A 17,253-nucleotide genomic window follows, 5' to 3' on the forward strand; every position below is an offset into this window, starting at 1 on the left:
ATCGGTGCTTATTTCACTTTATTTTCAACATGGTACACTGCGTACTTTAGTGGCATGTACCACAGTACGAAATGGTAGGAGCAGATATGGCCCGTGGCGGCGTTAACAAAGCAGTAGTCCAGATCGCGCGCGCAGCGATCCTCGCCCGTGGCGAACACCCCAGTATCGATGCAGTACGCATCGAGCTGGGCAATACGGGCTCAAAAACCACGATTCATCGCTATCTAAAAGAGCTGGATGACGGCAGCGAGCCAGCGGATCCGTCGGCAGAACCCATCGATGACGAACTGCTGGCTCTCGTCACGCGCCTTGCACAACGCCTGAAAGAACAGGCGCAAGAGCCGATTGATCAGGCACGCGAGCAGTACGAGCAACAGCGTCAGGCACTGGAGGACGAACTGAATCAGCTTCGTCAGGATCATGCGCAACTGGAGAAGAAACACGACATTCAAACTGCCGCGCTGGCCAAGGAATCCGAAGCACTGAGTGATACACGCTCAATGCTGCAGACCGAGCAGACGCGCAACGCCGGGTTGAATCAGGCACTGGCGGATTTTGAATTGCGCCTGCAGGACAAGGACGAGCAGATCCGCTCGCTGGAAGAGAAGCACCTGCACGCCCGCGATGCACTTGAGCACTATCGCAACGCCATCAAGGAGCAGCGCGAGCAGGAGCAAAGCCGTCATGAAAGCCAGGTGCAACAATTGCAGATGGAGTTGCGTCAGGCGCAGCAAAGCGCCCTGGTGCGCCAGGACGAAATCACCCAGCTGCACCGCGACAACGAACGCCTGCTGACCGAGAATCGCGGCACCGTGCGCGAACTGAGCCTGATGCAGGATCAGCTCAAGCACAGTAATCAACGACAGGATCAACTGCTGGAGCAAGCGTCGCGCGCCGACAGCGAACGCACCCTCCTCCAGGAACGCCTGCGCGTGGCCCTGCTGGAAAGTCAGACGCTTAAACAGAACGTCGACGAGCAGTCGCAGCTCAATCAGTCATTGGAGAAGGAATTGACTAAGGTTCAAGCCAGCTTGCGCCTGGCCACTGCCGTTGTGGCAGCGCCAGACGCAGCAGAACCGGAAAAGACTTAAGCGCCGACCGGCGTACGCATGGTGACAAACTCTTCGGCCGCCGTCGGGTGCACCCCGATGGTGTCGTCGAAGTCACGCTTGGTGGCGCCAGCCTTCAGCGCGATCGCCAGACCCTGCACGATCTCGCCGGCATCCGGCCCGACCATGTGACAGCCCAGCACCTTGTCAGATTTGCCATCGACCACCAGCTTCATCAGCGTGCGCTCCTGGCAATCCGTCAGAGTCAGCTTCATTGGACGGAAGCGGCTTTCGTAAATCACGACGTCGTGACCCGCTTCCCGCGCCTCTTCTTCGGTCAGGCCGACGGTGCCGATATTCGGCAGACTGAACACCGCCGTCGGGATCATCTTGTAATCCACCGGACGATATTGCTCAGGCTTGAACAGACGTCGCGCCACCGCCATGCCCTCAGCCAGCGCCACTGGCGTCAGCTGAACGCGACCGATGACATCGCCCAGCGCCAGGATTGATGGCTCGGTGGTCTGGTATTGCTCATCGACCTTGATGAAGCCTTTGTCGTCGAGCTGCACATCAATGTTCTCCAGCCCCAGGTTGTCCAGCATCGGACGTCGGCCGGTGGCGTAGAACACACAATCCGCCTCCAGTACGCGACCATCCTTGAGGGTCGCTTTCAGGCTGCCATCCGACTGCTTGTCGATACGGGCAATGTCGGCATTGAATTGCAGATCCATCCCGCGTTTGGTCAGCTCTTCTTTCAAATGGTTACGCACTGAACCATCGAAACCACGGAGGAACAGATCCCCGCGATACAACAACGTCGTGTTGGCGCCCAGGCCATGGAAAATCCCGGCAAATTCGACGGCGATGTAACCGCCGCCGACGACCAGCACGCGCTTGGGCAATTCTTTGAGGAAGAACGCCTGGTTCGAGCTGATCGCATGCTCATGCCCCGGAATCTCGGGGATCTGCGGCCAGCCACCGGTGGCAATCAGAATATTCTTCGCGGTGTATCGCTCACCGTTGACCTCGACTTCGTGCGGACCAACGATTTTCGCGTGAGCCTCATGCAAGGTCACACCGCTGTTGACCAGCAGATTGCGATAAATGCCGTTCAGACGATTGATCTCGCGATCCTTGTTGGCAATCAGCGTGGCCCAATCGAAATCCGCCTCGCCCAGGCTCCAGCCAAAACCCGAGGACTGTTCGAAGTCTTCGGCAAAATGGGCGCCGTACACCAACAGTTTTTTCGGTACGCAACCGACGTTGACGCAGGTTCCGCCAAGATAACGGCTCTCGGCCACCGCCACTTTCGCACCGAACCCGGCAGCAAAACGCGCAGCCCGCACACCACCGGAACCGGCACCAATCACATAAAGGTCAAAATCGTAGGCCATTTCTATCTCCTCGGCAGGCAATCAGCATACCCGCCGTCGTCCGTTGGGCAAGCACTCCTGCCGATATAGGGGCAGAAAATGAAAAAGCCACCCGAAGGTGGCTTTTTCGTACAGGCAGATCAGGCTTTATCAGTAAGCCTTGCCAGTCTTGTAGAAGTTCTCGAAGCAGAAGTTGGTTGCTTCGATGTAGCCTTCAGCACCACCGCAGTCGAAACGCTTGCCCTTGAACTTGTAGGCCATCACGCAGCCGTTCTGGGCTTGCTTCATCAGGGCGTCGGTGATCTGGATTTCACCGCCCTTGCCTGGCTCGGTCTGCTCGATCAGGTCGAAGATGTCCGGGGTCAGGATGTAACGGCCGATGATCGCCAGGTTCGACGGTGCGTCTTCCGGCTTTGGCTTCTCGACCATGCTGTGTACGCGGTAGATGTCGTCGCGGATCATTTCGCCAGCGATCACGCCGTACTTGCTGGTTTCCTGCGGATCGACTTCCTGGATGGCAATGATCGAGCAGCGGAACTGCTTGTACAGCTTGACCATCTGGGTCAGCACGCCGTCGCCTTCAAGGTTGACGCACAGATCGTCCGCCAGCACCACGGCGAACGGCTCGTCACCGATCAGCGGACGGCCGGTCAGGATCGCGTGGCCCAGGCCTTTCATTTCGGTCTGACGGGTGTAGGAGAACGAGCACTCGTCCAGCAGCTTGCGGATACCGACCAGGTATTTTTCCTTGTCGGTGCCTTTGATCTGGTTTTCCAGCTCATAGCTGATGTCGAAGTGGTCTTCCAGGGCGCGCTTGCCACGGCCGGTCACGATGGAGATTTCGTTCAGGCCAGCATCCAGAGCTTCTTCGACGCCGTACTGGATCAGTGGCTTGTTTACCACCGGCAGCATTTCTTTGGGCATGGCCTTAGTCGCTGGGAGGAAGCGAGTACCGTAACCGGCTGCTGGGAACAAGCATTTCTTGATCATATAAGTCCTTGAAAGGGCTGTGTGTACGAGTTTCGGCGCAGTCTAATCAGGCGGCGTGCACCTTACAATGCCCCGCACTGGCTAACCGATGTCAACATAGAGAAATAATCTGGCGGATAGTTCAATCCGCACACAGAGGCTGCGCAATCAGCGTAGCCCAAAGATCTCGGAACAGCTCATCGACCTGCGCCCGTTCGCCGATTTACCGTTATCATGGGACCTTTGAACCAGCCAACGAGGCCGTTAGATGTCCGCAGCAAAAATCATCAATGGGTACACCGTCGCCAAGGCGAAAGATGGTCAGTGGCATATCACTGCCGCCAACGGCGAAGATGTATCCGGCCCGTTGCCCACTGAAGCAATGGCGATTGAAGTGGCCGCGGTGCTTGATTACACGCCTGCCGCACCGAAGCGTCGCGGCAAGAATCAAGACTGATCGGCGACTGCAAATCCCGGCCCTGCCTTCGCGCAGGGCTTTTTTTGGGTTGCGCACAAAGAAGTGGCCAATCGCTATAACCTTTTCATGCCAGCGCTGTCATAGCGTCTAGCCCCTCCTCCTTGAAGACGACATTGCCATGATCAACCGCCCCATCATCAGCTTCCTGCCCCTTATTGCGCTCGCGGCCCTGGCCGGCTGCGCCACCTCGCAGACCACCTACCTGAACAACGGCGAACAAGGGCTTAGCATCGACTGCTCCGGCGAAGCCAATTCCTGGGCCAGCTGTTATGAAAAGGCCGACGCGTCCTGTGCCGGAACCGGTTATCGGATCGTCGGGACTGACGGCACACCGGCGCCCAAGGAAGACGACAAGACGCTGGGCGTTGACGTCGGCAACTACAAAAACCGCAGCGTAGTGGTGGTGTGTAAATAGCCTTACATGTGAATTTCGGCGAACTTGATCCCCAGCCCGCGCACGACCTCGATCAGGTCGTCGAGTCGGTTGAAGGACTCGACTTCGTCGTTATCGTCGACCAGGAAGTAGCTGCGACCGGCGCATTTCTTGAAAAACACGATCCACTCCCCTGGATTCGCCGGGTTCTGGATTAAATGGGTCGCCGCAATGAGCCCTTCCTTGTGTCGCTCCCGCACCTGCTCTCTCTTCATTCACCACTCCAGAAATGACAATGCCGCCACAGCAACGCTGTGACGGCATCAATGCTGACTGTTGACAGTCTATCAGCCGGAAATACAGGCCGTGGCCGCCTTGCGCACATCCCATGGACGCAGCGGTACATTGGACATCCGCTCGTGCAGCTTGATGCTGCTGCCACCCGAACGATCCTCGATGTCGAATACCGCTGCCGGCCCCGATCCCAGCTTGCCCGGAACGATGACCCGAACGTCGTCCTTGTGCCGCTCTACCTGCAAGGCGCCTCGGCTGTCGGACAGCTTTTCGGTCAGGCACTGAGCATACTCATGGGGTTTCTTGCCGGAAATAACGACCATGGTGGGTAGCGTTTCATTGATTTCCGAAACGCTTGCGCAACCGCCCATTGCCAATGCCAACGGCAGAATCACCACACCCCACTTCATACAAAACCTCCGATAAAGACCCTCCGACAGCACGAATGCCGTTTTTCTCCGAGGCCTGCTGCATTTAACCCACATGGAAACGTGAATATCTGTTTTAAATTGTCAAAGCGGTGCCCGACGGCCGGATAATAACCTGTCCGGGCTGATAAACTGCGCCAATCGACAATGCTATCGTTTTGATTTTGTAGAAAAAGCCCTTCTGGAGGCGCCCATGAAATTCATTCACCAGCGCGAGCACCTCAACGAAGACGACATCGTCGTCATTCAATGCTCGCAAACCTGCAACATCCGCTTGATGAACGACGCCAACTTCCGCAGCTTCAAGAATGGCGGCCGACACACCTATCACGGCGGTGCTTTCGACACGTTCCCGGCCCGTATCACCGCGCCGAGCACCGGTTTCTGGAACATTACCATCGACACCGTCAACCGCCGCGCGATCAGCGTGACCCGCAAGCCGACCCTGACGCATTCGATCAAGATCATTCGCCGCTCGAGCTCCAAACTCAGCTGAGCGGTTCCGCCAACGCAGACAGGTAAGCATCAACGTGGCCCAAACGACCAAATACGTGATCAAGTACAAACTCAACGGTGAACGCCGCTTCGAGTTCGCCCAACTGGAAAACGGCACGCCGGAAGAAGCCAAGGCAGCACTGGATGCCCTGCACGGCCAGAGCGACGATGTGATCAGCGACATCAGCGTCAGCAAGGCCCTGTAAAACTCGGGTGACAATTCAACCGCAAGCGGCGGAGTGTTGCAGCCGGGTGGACGGCTCAGACTGATACCTGAATGTGAGCCAAGGAATCAGCATGTCACCCTCACCCGCCTCCCCGCTCGATGCGCTCGACTGGATCGGCCTGGAGCAGCAACTGGATCAGGACGGCTGTGCCGTCATTCGCACGCTGCTGCGCCCGGACACCTGTGATCGATTGAGTGCGCTTTACCCGCAAAGTGAACCGTTTCGATCCCAAGTCATCATGGCCCGCCACGGTTTCGGGCGCGGAGAATACAAATACCTGCGCTATCCGCTTCCCCCCGTGGTGGAACGCCTGCGCAGCGCGCTTTACCCGCGACTCGTGCCTCTGGCCAACCGCTGGCATGAACGAATGGGCCTGCCAGCGCGCTTTCCAGAGCAACACAGCGAATTTCTCGCGCGCTGTCACGCCGCCGGTCAACTGCGACCTACCCCGCTCTTGCTGCAATACGGCCCGCAGGACTACAACTGCCTGCATCAGGACCTGTACGGTGAACATGTCTTTCCACTGCAAGTGGCGATTCTTCTGTCAGAACCTGGCGAAGACTTCACCGGCGGTGAGTTCGTTTTGACTGAACAGCGTCCGAGAATGCAGTCGCGCCCGCTGGTAATGGACCTGAGAAAAGGCGACGCGCTGATCTTTGCCGTCAACCAGCGCCCTGTCAAAGGCGTGCGCGGCGACTATCGGGTGACCATGCGCCACGGCGTCAGCCGACTGCACAGCGGAAAACGGCATACTCTGGGCATCATCTTCCACGACGCGACCTGACGATCATGCAAACCACCTTCGATCTGTTCGCCGACACAGAATCCGAGCAGCCCCGGCGCGCCGAACAGATCGGCGAGCAATCCTGGGTGCTGCGCGGCTTTGCCCTGCCGCAAATCGAGCAGCTATTGCCGGCCCTGGAATCGATCATCGCCCGCGCTCCGTTGCGCCACATGATGACACCCGGAGGCTTCAGCATGTCGGTGGCCACCAGCAGTTGCGGCGCATTGGGCTGGATCACCGATCGAAGCGGCTACCGCTATTCCTCCGAGGATCCCGTAAGCCATCGCCCCTGGCCGGCCATGCCCGAGGTGTTTCGCGAGCTGGCCCAGGCAGCAGCGAAACGCGCCGGATTTGCCGACTTCATGCCGGACTCCTGCCTGATCAATCGCTATGTCCCAGGCGCGAAGATGTCGTTGCATCAGGACAAAGACGAAAACGCCTACGAAGCCCCGATCGTTTCGCTGTCATTGGGCCTGCCGGCAACGTTCCTGTTCGGCGGTTTCGCGCGCGGCGACAGGAGCCAGAAAATATCGCTGCTGCACGGCGACATGGTGATCTGGGGTGGCGTTGACCGGCTGCGCTATCACGGCATCCTGCCGATCAAGCCTGGCCGGCACCCGCGCCTTGGCGAACAGCGTTTCAACCTGACGTTTCGCACCGCTGGATAATCCTGCAAAGTTTGACCGCAAGGGTCGGAGTGTTCCGGCCGGTGGCACTGGTTAACCTGACATTCAACAGGTCAACGGACTCTCCATCATGAAAACGCTTTCAACCTCGCTGAGCACTGAAGACGATCCACGCTGGGCGGCTGTCGTGGCACGCGACCCTCGGGCGGACGGCCAGTTTGTCTATGCCGTGAAAACCACCGGCATCTATTGCCGCCCCAGCAGTCTGGCGCGCTTGCCGAAACCGCAGAACGTCGAGTTCTTCGATACCGCCGAGGACGCCGAAGCCGCGGGCTATCGCCCCAGCAAACGGGCGAGCAAGGATCAGACCGAAGTCGCAGCGCAGCACGCCGCTACCGTTGCGGCAGCCTGTCGCCAGATCGAAGCGTCGGACAGCCTGCCGGCGCTCAACGATCTCGCCGAGACCGCCGGCCTGAGCGCCTTCCATTTTCACCGGGTCTTCAAAGCCGCAACGGGCCTGACGCCCAAAGGCTATGCCGCCGCGCATCGCTCGCGTCGGGTTCGCCAGCGTCTGGCGGACGGTAGCTCAGTGACGGAGGCGCTGTATGACGCCGGTTTCAATTCCAACAGCCGGTTCTACGAGGCGGCCGATCAGGTGCTGGGCATGAAACCCGGCGACTTCCGATCCGCCGGGCAGAACAACGACATCCGCTTCGCCGTCGGCCAGTGCTCGCTCGGCGCCATTCTGGTGGCGCAGAGCGAGCGCGGGATCTGCGCGATTCTGCTGGGGGACGATCCGCACCAATTGGTGTGCGACCTGCAGGACCAGTTTCGCCGGGCCAACCTGATCGGCGCCGACACCGAGTTCGAACAACTGATCGCGCGCGTCGTCGGCTTCATCGAAGCGCCTGCCATCGGCCTGGATTTGCCGCTGGATGTGCGCGGCACGGCGTTTCAGGAACGGGTGTGGCAGGCACTGCGCGAAATACCGGTCGGCAGCACCGCCAGCTATGCGGACATCGCCTTGCGTATCGGCTCACCAAAAGCCGTACGCGCAGTGGCCCAGGCTTGCGGCGCCAACAGCCTGGCGGTAGCGATCCCCTGTCATCGCGTTGTGCGCAGTGACGGCAATCTGTCGGGCTACCGCTGGGGCGTGGAGCGCAAGCGCGAATTGCTCGAGCGTGAAGGCAAACCACGGCAGTAATCAGCGATTCACATCAACTACAACTCGCCCCCGGAGTTGCCCCGCCAGCAACTTCGGGGCCGCTTCGAGGGCTTCGCCGAGGCCGATTTCATGGCTGATCAGCGGCAACAGCGCGAAATCCAGATCCTTTGTCAGACGATCCCAAGCCTCGATGCGGCGGGCCTTGGGCTGGGTCACGCTGTTGATTCCGGCCAGCGTCACGCCACGCAGAATGAACGGCGCCACAGACGCCGGGAAATCCATGCCCTGAGCCAGACCGCACGCAGCCACGGTGCCTTCGGCCCGGGTGCTGGCACAGGCATTGGCGAGCGTGTGGCTGCCGACCGAATCGATAACGCCCGCCCAGCGCTCCTTGGCCAGCGGCTTGCCGGGTTCGGACAGGGTGGCGCGATCAATAATTTCACTGGCACCCAGTTGTTTCAGGTATTCGTGTTCCGACACCCGACCAGTCGAAGCGACCACGCGGTAGCCCAGCTTGCTCAGCAATGCGATGGCAAAACTGCCGACGCCACCGTTGGCACCGGTCACCAGCACTTCGCCCTGTTGCGGGGTCACGCCGTTGCGCTCCAGCGCCATGACGCACAGCATCGCCGTATAGCCGGCCGTGCCGATGGCCATGGCTTGCGCGGCGGTGAATGCCTTGGGCAGCGGAATCAGCCAGTCACCGTTCAGACGCGCCTTCTGCGCCAGTCCGCCGCAGTGGCTTTCACCGACGCCCCAGCCATTGAGCAGCACGGCATCGCCAACCTTGTAATCCGGGTGCGAGCTGACTTCGACGGTGCCCGCCAGATCGATCCCCGGCACCATCGGAAACTTGCGCACCACCGGGCTGCTGCCGGTGATCGCCAGGCCGTCCTTGAAGTTCAGCGTGCTGTACGCGACCCGAACCGTCACATCGCCGTCCGGCAGTTGCTCATCACTGATCTCTTGCAGGTTGGCGCGATAACCGCTGTCGTCTTTGTCGATCAAAATGCCTTTGAACATGACTGCCTCTCACGGGTGGAATTCAGGATATCGAGGCATTGGAATAGCACATTGCAACATTTTGCCCCACTCGACCTTTAGCCAATCGCGCCCCAACGCCGAGCCAGCGTCGGCTGTTCAAGCTACAAATCTGTGCTGGTCATGGGGTTGGCTTTGCGTTAAAAAACCGGCTGCTACCGTCCCTGCCCTGTTTTGTCGTCGGAGAAGCTATTCCATGAGCCAATGGCCTGATACCCGCATTCTTGACCTGTTCGGCATCGAACTGCCGATCATCCAGGGCCCCATGGCAGGTGCCACCAACTCATCCATGGTCATTGCAGCGTGCAACGCCGGTGGCCTCGGTTCGATGCCGGCCGCGATGCTGACCATCGAGCAACTGCGCGAAGAACTGAAGACCATTCGCCAGGGCACGAACAAGCCGTTCAACGTCAACTTCTTCTGCCATCAGCCGCCGGCCGCCGATGAGCAAAAGGCGCGTGACTGGAAAAACCTGCTGGAACCCTACTATCGCGAACTGGGCGTGGATTTCGATGCACCGACGCCGGTGTCCAACCGCGCGCCGTTCGATACGGCTGCCTGCGAAGTGCTGGAAGAATTTCGCCCTGAAGTGGTGAGCTTCCACTTCGGCCTGCCGGAAAAAACCTTGCTGGATCGGGTCAAGGCCACCGGTGCGAAAATCATCTCGTCGGCAACCACCGTCGACGAAGCGATCTGGCTGGAGCAGAACGGCTGCGACGCGATCATCGCCATGGGTTACGAGGCCGGCGGTCATCGCGGGATGTTCCTCAGCGACGACCTGAGCAGCCAGGTCGGTACGTTTGCCTTGGTGCCGCAAGTGGTCGACGCCGTGAGTGTGCCGGTGATTGCCGCCGGTGCGATTGCCGATGCGCGCGGCGTGGCGGCAGCGTTCCTGCTCGGTGCTTCGGCGGTTCAGGTCGGCACGGCGTATCTGTTTACTCCGGAAGCGAAAGTCAGTGCGTCGCACCACAAGGCCCTGCGCACCGCCAAGGAAAGCGAAACGGCGGTGACCAATCTGTTTACCGGGCGCCCGGCGCGGGGGATTCTCAATCGAGTGATGCGCGAGCTGGGCCCGATGTCGGACAAGGCTCCTGCCTTTCCGCTGGCGGGTGGGGCCTTGATGCCGCTGCGCGCGAAGGGCGAAGCCGAATTCAGCAACCTCTGGGCCGGCCAGGCTTTCACGCTCGGCAAAGACCTCGGCACCGCCGAATTGACCCGGCTACTGGCTGAAGGCGCTATGGCAAAACTGACGCGATGATGAACCCGAACGGGTGAGGAGCGTGGCGCCCTCGCCCGGTTTTAATCCAGTGCTTCCCGTTTGACGGCATTTCGCTATATATTTCGATACATAGCGTTTCACCCCCTCGCATCGGCGCAGTCTTCCCTTCCAATAACAACTGCCCACTGCACTTGCCACCCACGGAGCCGTTACATGATCAATCGTGCCTCACGTTTTGCCCCTGCCCTGCTCGCGTTATTCGCCATCGGCGCGGCACAGGCCGATGAAGTGCAAGTCGCTGTCGCGGCCAACTTCACCGCACCGATCCAGGCGATTGCCGCCGATTTCGAAAAAGACACCGGGCACAAACTGGTCGCTGCGTACGGCGCCACCGGCCAGTTCTATACCCAGATCAAAAACGGCGCACCGTTCGAAGTGTTCCTCTCGGCCGATGACACCACCCCTGAAAAACTCGAGAAAGAAGGCGACACCGTCAAAGGTTCGCGCTTCACCTACGCCATCGGCACCCTGGCACTGTGGTCGGCCAAGGAAGGTTACGTCGACGCCAAAGGCGACGTCCTGAAGAAAAACCAGTACCAGCACCTGTCCATCGCCAACCCGAAAGCCGCCCCTTATGGTCTGGCCGCCACTCAGGTGCTGGAAAAGCTGAAACTGACCGACGCCACCAAAGCCAAGATCGTCGAAGGCCAGAACATCACCCAGGCCTACCAGTTCGTATCCACCGGCAACGCCGAGCTGGGCTTCGTTGCCCTGTCGCAGATTTACAAGGACGGCAAGGTCAGCAGCGGCTCGGCGTGGATCGTTCCGGCGAGCATGCACGACCCGATCAAGCAAGACGCGGTGATCCTCAACAAAGGCAAGGACAACGCCGCTGCCAAGGCGCTGGTTGATTACCTCAAAGGCCCGAAAGCCGCTGCGGTCATCAAGTCCTACGGTTACCAACTGTAAATGGCGCTGACGAGTGCCGATTTCGCGGCGATCTGGCTGACCCTGAAACTGGCGTCCCTGACCACCGCGATCCTGCTGGTCATCGGCACTCCGATTGCCCTGTGGTTGTCGCGCAGCCGTTCCTGGCTGCGCGGCCCCATCGGCGCGATTGTCGCGCTGCCGTTGGTGCTGCCACCGACGGTCATTGGCTTCTATCTGTTGCTGGCGCTCGGTCCCAATGGCTTCATTGGCCATTTCACCCAGTGGCTGGGGCTTGGCACCTTGACCTTCAGCTTTACCGGCCTTGTGATCGGCTCGGTGCTCTATTCCATGCCGTTCGTGGTGCAGCCGTTGCAAAACGCCTTCTCCGCGATCGGCACTCGTCCTCTGGAAGTGGCCGCGACCCTGCGCGCCAATCCCTGGGACACCTTCTTCAGCGTGATCCTGCCTTTGGCCCGTCCCGGTTTCATCACTGCGGCAATCCTCGGCTTCGCCCACACCGTCGGCGAATTCGGCGTAGTGCTGATGATCGGCGGGAATATTCCCGACAAAACCCGGGTGGTTTCCGTACAAATCTACGACCACGTCGAAGCCATGGAGTACGCGCAGGCGCACTGGCTGGCCGGGGCGATGCTGGTGTTTTCGTTTCTGGTGTTGCTGGCGCTGTATTCCAGCCGCAAAACCCGCACGGGCTGGAGCTGATCGGTGATTAATGCACGCCTGAAACTGGCCTGGTCGGGCTTCAGCCTCGACGTTGATCTGCAGCTGCCCGGTCGCGGCGTGACGGCGCTGTTCGGTCAGTCCGGCTCGGGCAAGACCACGTGCCTGCGCTGCATTGCCGGGCTCGAACGCGCGCCGCAGGCGTTTATCCGCATCAATGACGAGGTCTGGCAGGACAGCGAGAAAGGCATTTTCGTGCCGCCGCACAAACGCGCGCTCGGCTATGTGTTTCAGGAAGCCAGCCTGTTTGCGCATCTGTCGGTGCTGGCCAATCTGCAGTTCGGCCTCAAGCGCATTGCCAAGGCGCAGCGTCGGGTCGACATGACTCAAGCCACCGAACTGTTGGGGATCGGCCACTTGCTCGATCGTCACCCGCAGCACTTGTCCGGCGGTGAGCGTCAGCGTGTCGGCATCGCCCGGGCGCTGTTGACCAGCCCCCGACTGCTGCTGATGGATGAGCCCTTGGCAGCCCTCGACAGTCAGCGCAAAAGCGAAATCCTGCCCTACCTGCAACGCCTGCACGACGAACTGGAAATCCCGGTGCTGTATGTCAGCCACGCTCAGGACGAAGTGGCCAGGCTCGCCGATCATCTGGTGCTGCTCAGCGACGGCAAAGCGCTGGCCTGCGGACCGATTGGCGAAACCCTGGCGCGACTCGACCTGCCCCTGGCCATGGACAACGACGCCGGGGTGATCATCGAAGGCCTGGTCAGCGGCTACGATGCCGACTATCAATTGCTCACCCTGCAACTGCCGGACTCGTCACTGAACATCCGCGTGACACACGCGCCGATGACGACCGGCCAGAGACTGCGCTGCAAGGTTCACGCGCGCGACATCAGCCTGACCCTGCAAAACAGCGAATTCAGCAGCATCCTCAATCGCCTGCCAGTCACGGTCGTCAGCGAGCAGCCGGCCGATAACGCCGCCCACGTGCTCATTCGCCTCGATGCCGGCGGGACACCGTTGCTGGCGCGCATCACTCGCTACTCGCGGGATCAGCTTGGCGTGCATCCGGGCCAGTCATTGTGGGCCCAGATCAAGGCCGTCGCGGTGTTGGCGTAAATCCGCGGGCACGACCGTCATGGCGTGCGGTCAATGGCTTTAACAGCCTGATTTGCCGCGAAGGAAGTCCGCCATGCCCGATACTGCGCTCACCGAAGTGTTGCCTTCGGACCTGCATTACGTCGATGACACGCAGCCCGGTATTACCCGCAAAAAACTGCGCGGAAAATTCGCCTACTTCGACCCCGCTGGCCAGCGCATCACCGACCCTGACGAGATCAAACGCATCAACGCACTGGCCGTTCCACCGGCCTACGTCGACGTTTGGATCTGCGCCGACCCGCGCGGCCATCTGCAAGCCACCGGCCGCGATGCCCGTGGGCGCAAGCAATATCGCTATCACGCTCGCTGGCGCGAGGTGCGCGACGCGGACAAGTATTCGCGTCTTCGTGAATTTGGTCTGGCGCTGCCCAAACTGCGTAAACAGCTGGAAGCGCTGCTGGCCTCACCGGGCTTCAGTCGCGACAAAGTCATGGCGACGGTCATCACGCTGCTCGACGCTACGCTGATCCGCGTCGGCAACACGCAATACGCGCGGGACAATCGCTCCTACGGCCTGACCACACTGCGCAGCCGGCATGTCGAGGTCAACGGCAGCGCTATTCTGTTCCAGTTTCGCGGCAAGAGCGGCATCGAACATCAAATCACGGTGAAGGACCGGCGTCTGGCGCGGATCATCAAGCGCTGCCTGGAAATTCCCGGGCAGAACCTGTTTCAGTATCTGGATGAAAACGGCGAGCGGCACACCGTCAGTTCCTCCGACGTCAACGCCTACCTGCAAAACCTGACCGGTGCGGACTTCACTGCCAAGGATTACCGGACCTGGGCCGGCAGCGCCCTCGCTTTGGCGGTTCTGCGGGAGCTGCAATGGGAGTCCGAAACCGAGGCCAAGCGGCATGTGGTCGAGATGGTGAAAGGCGTCGCCCGCCAACTGGGCAACACGCCGGCGGTCTGTCGAAAGTGCTACATCCACCCGGCGGTGGTCGAGCATTTCATGCTCGGCGCCTTGGCCGAGTTGCCGAAACCGCGCATCCGCAAGGGCCTGCGCAAGGAAGAAGTCGCACTGGCGCTGTTTCTTGAACGGATGGTCGAGCAGGCAGACACGCCTTGAAGCCTTCGGCCGTCTCGACTAGGCTACGCCTTCCTACCTCCTCGGGATGACCGCAGAAGTGAACAACTAAGCCTTCAAAAATGTAATCGCGACACGCCGCTCATGGCGCTTGTCAGTGTTCACGACATTTTTTGGAGGTGCCGATGACTCACGTCTCGCGTACGCCTGCTCTCGTCTCCCTGAATCAACTGGGTTTTCAGTTCGCCAATGGCGAGACGATTTTCACTGCACTCAATCTGAAATTCGATCACACCCCGACCGCCATTGTCGGGCGCAACGGCGTTGGCAAAAGCATTTTGGCGCGTCTGATCGCCGGAGTATGGCAACCCACCAGCGGCAGCGTGACGCGTACCGTGGCGCCAACCTACGTGGCGCAAACCTTTGTCGCGACACCCGGCGAGACGGTCGCCGAGTCCACCGGCAGCGCCGCGATTCTTCAGGCGCTGGAGCGAATGAACCGGGGTTGCGGATCAGTCGAGGATTTCGATCTCATTGGCGAACAATGGGATCTGGCGGACCGACTGCGCCGCCTGCTCGATGACGCCGGGCTGACAGAAATTTCTTTCACCGACGAGACTGGCAAACTCAGTGGCGGCCAGCAAGCACGTGTTGCCCTGATTGGGGCATTGTTGAGTCGTGCGTCGTTACTGATTCTGGATGAACCGACCAACCATCTGGATACATCAGGACGGAAATGGCTGATGAACTCATTGGAACGCTGGCACACCGGTTTGATCGTCGTCAGCCATGATCGGCAATTGCTCGACCGGATGCAGCGGATCGTCGAGTTGAGCGCATCGGGTGCAATAGAATTCGGCGGCAATTACTCGGCATTCCGCGAACATCAGCGAATTCATCAAGCCGCGGCGCAAGCACGTCTCGACCACGCCAGAAGCGAACGTCAGCGCGAGCGGATTCGGCTACGACGCGAGCACGACACGATACAGCGACACGCTGCCAACTCTCGACGCAACGCCGAAACCGCCAACATTGCCAGTTTCGAATACGTGGCGATCAAGGGCGCCGCCCGGGAGATCATGGGGCATGTCCGTCGGGGCCATCAGGCCCGCAAGTCCGAACTGGATGCCCAGGTGCGCGAAGCTTACGCCAAGGTGCAGCCCGAGGACGGCGTGCTGATTAACTTGCCTGCCAGCGCGGTGCCGAACAACCGCCAGATCTGTACGTTGATTGACGCTCGGCTGCCCTGGCTGTCGAGCGATGCACTGAATCTGACGATCCATGGCCCGATGCGGATCGCTGTCAGCGGGCCCAACGGCTGCGGCAAATCAACGCTGTTGAAAGTGCTCGCCGGGGAACTGATGCCCGTCGATGGAACCGCCGCGACTCACGTGCCCTTCGCATTCCTGGATCAGCAACTGGCCCAACTAAACGATCAGCGCTCCATTACCGAACAGCTGATGATGCAAGGTACTGCACTGACCGAGGGCACCCTGCGCAGCTATCTCGCGCACTTGCAGCTGGATGCGAGCCGCGCCACGGCCCCTTGCGCTTCGTTGAGCGGTGGCGAGCGCCTGAAAGCCGCACTGGCGCTGGCTTTGTGGCGAACGGATCCTGCGCAGCTGTTGCTGCTGGATGAGCCGACCAACCATCTGGATCTGCCGTCGGTGGAAGCGTTCGAACGGGCGTTGCAGTCATTTCCGGGTGCCATTGTCGCCGTTTCCCACGATCAGGACTTCCTTGAGGCATTGAATCCGACCCACCACCTGCGCCGGCACCCATCAGGCTGGCAACTGCACCCGACGAACTGACTTGGCTATTTTTTGCACGATTGCTCAGGGCTTCTATAGTTGATCTGGTACGAATCAGCCGCGGTGACGCCATGGAAGACATATTCGTCGTGAAGCGCTGCAACAAGATCGTCATCCACGGCCGGCGCGCCGGAGAAACTCTCCATGAGCCCGCCGAAGCCCTGGGCTGGTATCGCATCTGCGACACACGAACCGGCGGTTTCATCGGCGACGGCTACGACCGGGAAGAAGACGCCCGCAAGGAATGTCATCGGCTCAACGTCGCCAGCTCGCGAGTGACCGCCCCCGAGTCATCGGGCTGATAGCTGTCATTTACGGGTCTATACTCAAACCAGTTGAAGGAGCAGCGCCCCAACGGCAGAAAGCTCGCCCATCGCGGGCTTTTTGCTGCCACCGAGCGGATTAATGAACGGAGGTGTTCCATGTCCGAAAGAGAGTCCATCACCACTCTCCTCACCTTGCTCGATGCCCGCGAAGCACGCCTCGCCGCGGCCTGCAAAGAGATCGCCGACTGGGTCGACCATCAAGGCGGGCACCCCACCGCCCTGCGCATCCGCGACCGGCTGAACGATATCGAAAAAGATACCCCGCTGATTCGCAGCACCCTGTCATCGCTCAAACCGATCGACCGGCCGTTGCCACGTTTCAGGTAGGTCATCGATCCACGGTGAACGAAAAAGAACGCCCTTGGTCGTGAGAGGTCAATACCTTTACACGTCACCAAGGAGGCGTCTTATGGTCATTCATTTCAAAGTCGACGGGCACCTGGCCTGCGGGCACAAGGGCAACAACCTCTCCGCCAGCAGCGAACTCAATCGAGTGAAGTGCCGCAGTTGCCGCAATACTGACGCGTACAAGGATGCGCGCAAAGACCAGCGCAACGCAGCGCGGCGCGCGGCTCGCCATTCAAAGGATGCGCACACGGCGTCCGACTGGCGTTCCGAGTGGATCGAGCGGTTGACCGCGATGGCCGGACTTCAGCGTTTGCCTAGAGGATTTACTGGGCAAGCCTTCGTCTGAACAAAAAAAGGGCCGATTGAATCGGCCTTTTTTTTGCTGTTTGTCTCGTCCTGAATAAGGTTTACACCTTCTGACCCATTCTCAGGAGGGAGTAAT

22 protein-coding genes are annotated in these 17,253 nt (G+C 60.0%); 17 read left to right on the forward strand and 5 right to left on the reverse strand.

What is annotated here, in order from left to right; all coding sequences use genetic code 11:
• Positions 1–86: 86 nt before the first annotated feature.
• A complete protein-coding gene (locus QRN46_RS17020; RefSeq protein WP_285356045.1) occupies positions 87–1,091 on the forward strand; it encodes a DNA-binding protein in 1,005 nt (334 codons plus the stop codon).
• Here QRN46_RS17020 and gorA read toward each other — a convergent pair.
• Both gorA and galU read right to left on the reverse strand, forming a co-directional pair.
• Positions 1,088–2,446: a glutathione-disulfide reductase gene (gorA, locus tag QRN46_RS17025; RefSeq protein ID WP_285356047.1), complete on the reverse strand. Its 1,359-nt coding sequence runs from the start codon at positions 2,444–2,446 to the stop codon at positions 1,088–1,090. The genes QRN46_RS17020 and gorA overlap by 4 nt on opposite strands.
• Positions 2,447–2,575: 129 nt before the next feature.
• Positions 2,576–3,415: a UTP--glucose-1-phosphate uridylyltransferase GalU gene (gene galU / locus QRN46_RS17030; RefSeq protein ID WP_007958937.1), complete on the reverse strand. Its 840-nt coding sequence runs from the start codon at positions 3,413–3,415 to the stop codon at positions 2,576–2,578.
• A gap of 247 nt (positions 3,416–3,662) precedes the next feature.
• On the opposite strand from galU, the gene QRN46_RS17035 reads away from it, so the two are divergent.
• On the forward strand, positions 3,663–3,851 hold the full coding sequence (locus tag QRN46_RS17035; protein WP_285356051.1) for a hypothetical protein: 189 nt from the start codon (positions 3,663–3,665) through the stop codon (positions 3,849–3,851).
• Positions 3,852–3,990: 139 nt separating this feature from the next.
• Complete coding sequence (locus QRN46_RS17040) at positions 3,991–4,287, forward strand: hypothetical protein (RefSeq protein WP_011334336.1); 297 nt, start codon at positions 3,991–3,993, stop codon at positions 4,285–4,287.
• A gap of 2 nt (positions 4,288–4,289) precedes the next feature.
• On the opposite strand, the gene QRN46_RS17045 is transcribed toward QRN46_RS17040, so the two are convergent.
• Both QRN46_RS17045 and QRN46_RS17050 read right to left on the reverse strand, forming a co-directional pair.
• Positions 4,290–4,520, reverse strand: coding sequence for a hypothetical protein (locus QRN46_RS17045; RefSeq protein ID WP_285356053.1), 231 nt, complete (start codon positions 4,518–4,520; stop codon positions 4,290–4,292).
• A gap of 72 nt (positions 4,521–4,592) precedes the next feature.
• Positions 4,593–4,949 (reverse strand): hypothetical protein, encoded by a 357-nt coding sequence (locus tag QRN46_RS17050; RefSeq protein ID WP_011334338.1) that lies wholly within the window; start codon positions 4,947–4,949, stop codon positions 4,593–4,595.
• A 211-nt stretch (positions 4,950–5,160) separates the two neighbouring features.
• On the opposite strand from QRN46_RS17050, the gene QRN46_RS17055 reads away from it, so the two are divergent.
• From QRN46_RS17055 to ada, 5 genes are all read left to right on the forward strand, one after another.
• Complete coding sequence (locus tag QRN46_RS17055) at positions 5,161–5,463, forward strand: DUF1883 domain-containing protein (protein WP_007958929.1); 303 nt, start codon at positions 5,161–5,163, stop codon at positions 5,461–5,463.
• Between the two features lie 34 nt (positions 5,464–5,497).
• Positions 5,498–5,668: a hypothetical protein gene (locus QRN46_RS17060; protein ID WP_007958927.1), complete on the forward strand. Its 171-nt coding sequence runs from the start codon at positions 5,498–5,500 to the stop codon at positions 5,666–5,668.
• A gap of 91 nt (positions 5,669–5,759) precedes the next feature.
• On the forward strand, positions 5,760–6,473 hold the full coding sequence (locus QRN46_RS17065) for a 2OG-Fe(II) oxygenase (RefSeq protein WP_285356056.1): 714 nt from the start codon (positions 5,760–5,762) through the stop codon (positions 6,471–6,473).
• A gap of 5 nt (positions 6,474–6,478) precedes the next feature.
• On the forward strand, positions 6,479–7,141 hold the full coding sequence (alkB, locus tag QRN46_RS17070; protein WP_221614580.1) for a DNA oxidative demethylase AlkB: 663 nt from the start codon (positions 6,479–6,481) through the stop codon (positions 7,139–7,141).
• An 88-nt stretch (positions 7,142–7,229) separates the two neighbouring features.
• Positions 7,230–8,303 carry a bifunctional DNA-binding transcriptional regulator/O6-methylguanine-DNA methyltransferase Ada gene (gene ada, locus QRN46_RS17075; RefSeq protein WP_011334341.1) on the forward strand — a complete coding sequence of 358 codons (1,074 nt, stop codon included), beginning with the start codon at positions 7,230–7,232 and terminating at the stop codon, positions 8,301–8,303.
• Here ada and acuI read toward each other — a convergent pair whose 3' ends face one another.
• Positions 8,304–9,287, reverse strand: coding sequence for an acrylyl-CoA reductase (NADPH) (acuI, locus tag QRN46_RS17080; protein ID WP_011334342.1), 984 nt, complete (start codon positions 9,285–9,287; stop codon positions 8,304–8,306).
• Positions 9,288–9,501: 214 nt separating this feature from the next.
• Between acuI and QRN46_RS17085 the strand changes: the two genes are divergently transcribed.
• The 9 genes from QRN46_RS17085 to QRN46_RS17125 all read left to right on the forward strand — a co-directional run bounded on the left by QRN46_RS17085 (position 9,502) and on the right by QRN46_RS17125 (position 17,157).
• Entirely contained in the window at positions 9,502–10,563 is a 1,062-nt protein-coding gene (locus QRN46_RS17085; protein ID WP_285356060.1) for an NAD(P)H-dependent flavin oxidoreductase, read from the forward strand.
• Positions 10,564–10,737: 174 nt separating this feature from the next.
• Positions 10,738–11,493, forward strand: coding sequence for a molybdate ABC transporter substrate-binding protein (gene modA / locus QRN46_RS17090; protein ID WP_064381385.1), 756 nt, complete (start codon positions 10,738–10,740; stop codon positions 11,491–11,493).
• The gene (gene modB / locus QRN46_RS17095) at positions 11,494–12,174 is read left to right on the forward strand and encodes a molybdate ABC transporter permease subunit (protein WP_285356063.1); all 681 of its coding nucleotides are present in this window, start codon (positions 11,494–11,496) and stop codon (positions 12,172–12,174) included.
• Positions 12,175–12,177: 3 nt separating this feature from the next.
• On the forward strand, positions 12,178–13,257 hold the full coding sequence (modC, locus tag QRN46_RS17100; RefSeq protein WP_285356065.1) for a molybdenum ABC transporter ATP-binding protein: 1,080 nt from the start codon (positions 12,178–12,180) through the stop codon (positions 13,255–13,257).
• A 73-nt stretch (positions 13,258–13,330) separates the two neighbouring features.
• On the forward strand, positions 13,331–14,368 hold the full coding sequence (locus QRN46_RS17105) for a DNA topoisomerase IB (RefSeq protein WP_285356067.1): 1,038 nt from the start codon (positions 13,331–13,333) through the stop codon (positions 14,366–14,368).
• A 143-nt stretch (positions 14,369–14,511) separates the two neighbouring features.
• The gene (locus QRN46_RS17110) at positions 14,512–16,137 is read left to right on the forward strand and encodes an ABC-F family ATP-binding cassette domain-containing protein (RefSeq protein ID WP_285356069.1); all 1,626 of its coding nucleotides are present in this window, start codon (positions 14,512–14,514) and stop codon (positions 16,135–16,137) included.
• Positions 16,138–16,208: 71 nt separating this feature from the next.
• Positions 16,209–16,439 (forward strand): hypothetical protein, encoded by a 231-nt coding sequence (locus QRN46_RS17115; protein ID WP_011334349.1) that lies wholly within the window; start codon positions 16,209–16,211, stop codon positions 16,437–16,439.
• Between the two features lie 120 nt (positions 16,440–16,559).
• Positions 16,560–16,790: a hypothetical protein gene (locus QRN46_RS17120; RefSeq protein WP_007958902.1), complete on the forward strand. Its 231-nt coding sequence runs from the start codon at positions 16,560–16,562 to the stop codon at positions 16,788–16,790.
• A gap of 82 nt (positions 16,791–16,872) precedes the next feature.
• Complete coding sequence (locus QRN46_RS17125; protein WP_285356072.1) at positions 16,873–17,157, forward strand: hypothetical protein; 285 nt, start codon at positions 16,873–16,875, stop codon at positions 17,155–17,157.
• The last annotated feature ends 96 nt before the right edge of the window (positions 17,158–17,253 follow it).

The organism is Pseudomonas sp. lyk4-R2A-10 (assembly GCF_030209075.1).
GTDB lineage: Bacteria > Pseudomonadota > Gammaproteobacteria > Pseudomonadales > Pseudomonadaceae > Aquipseudomonas > Aquipseudomonas glycinae.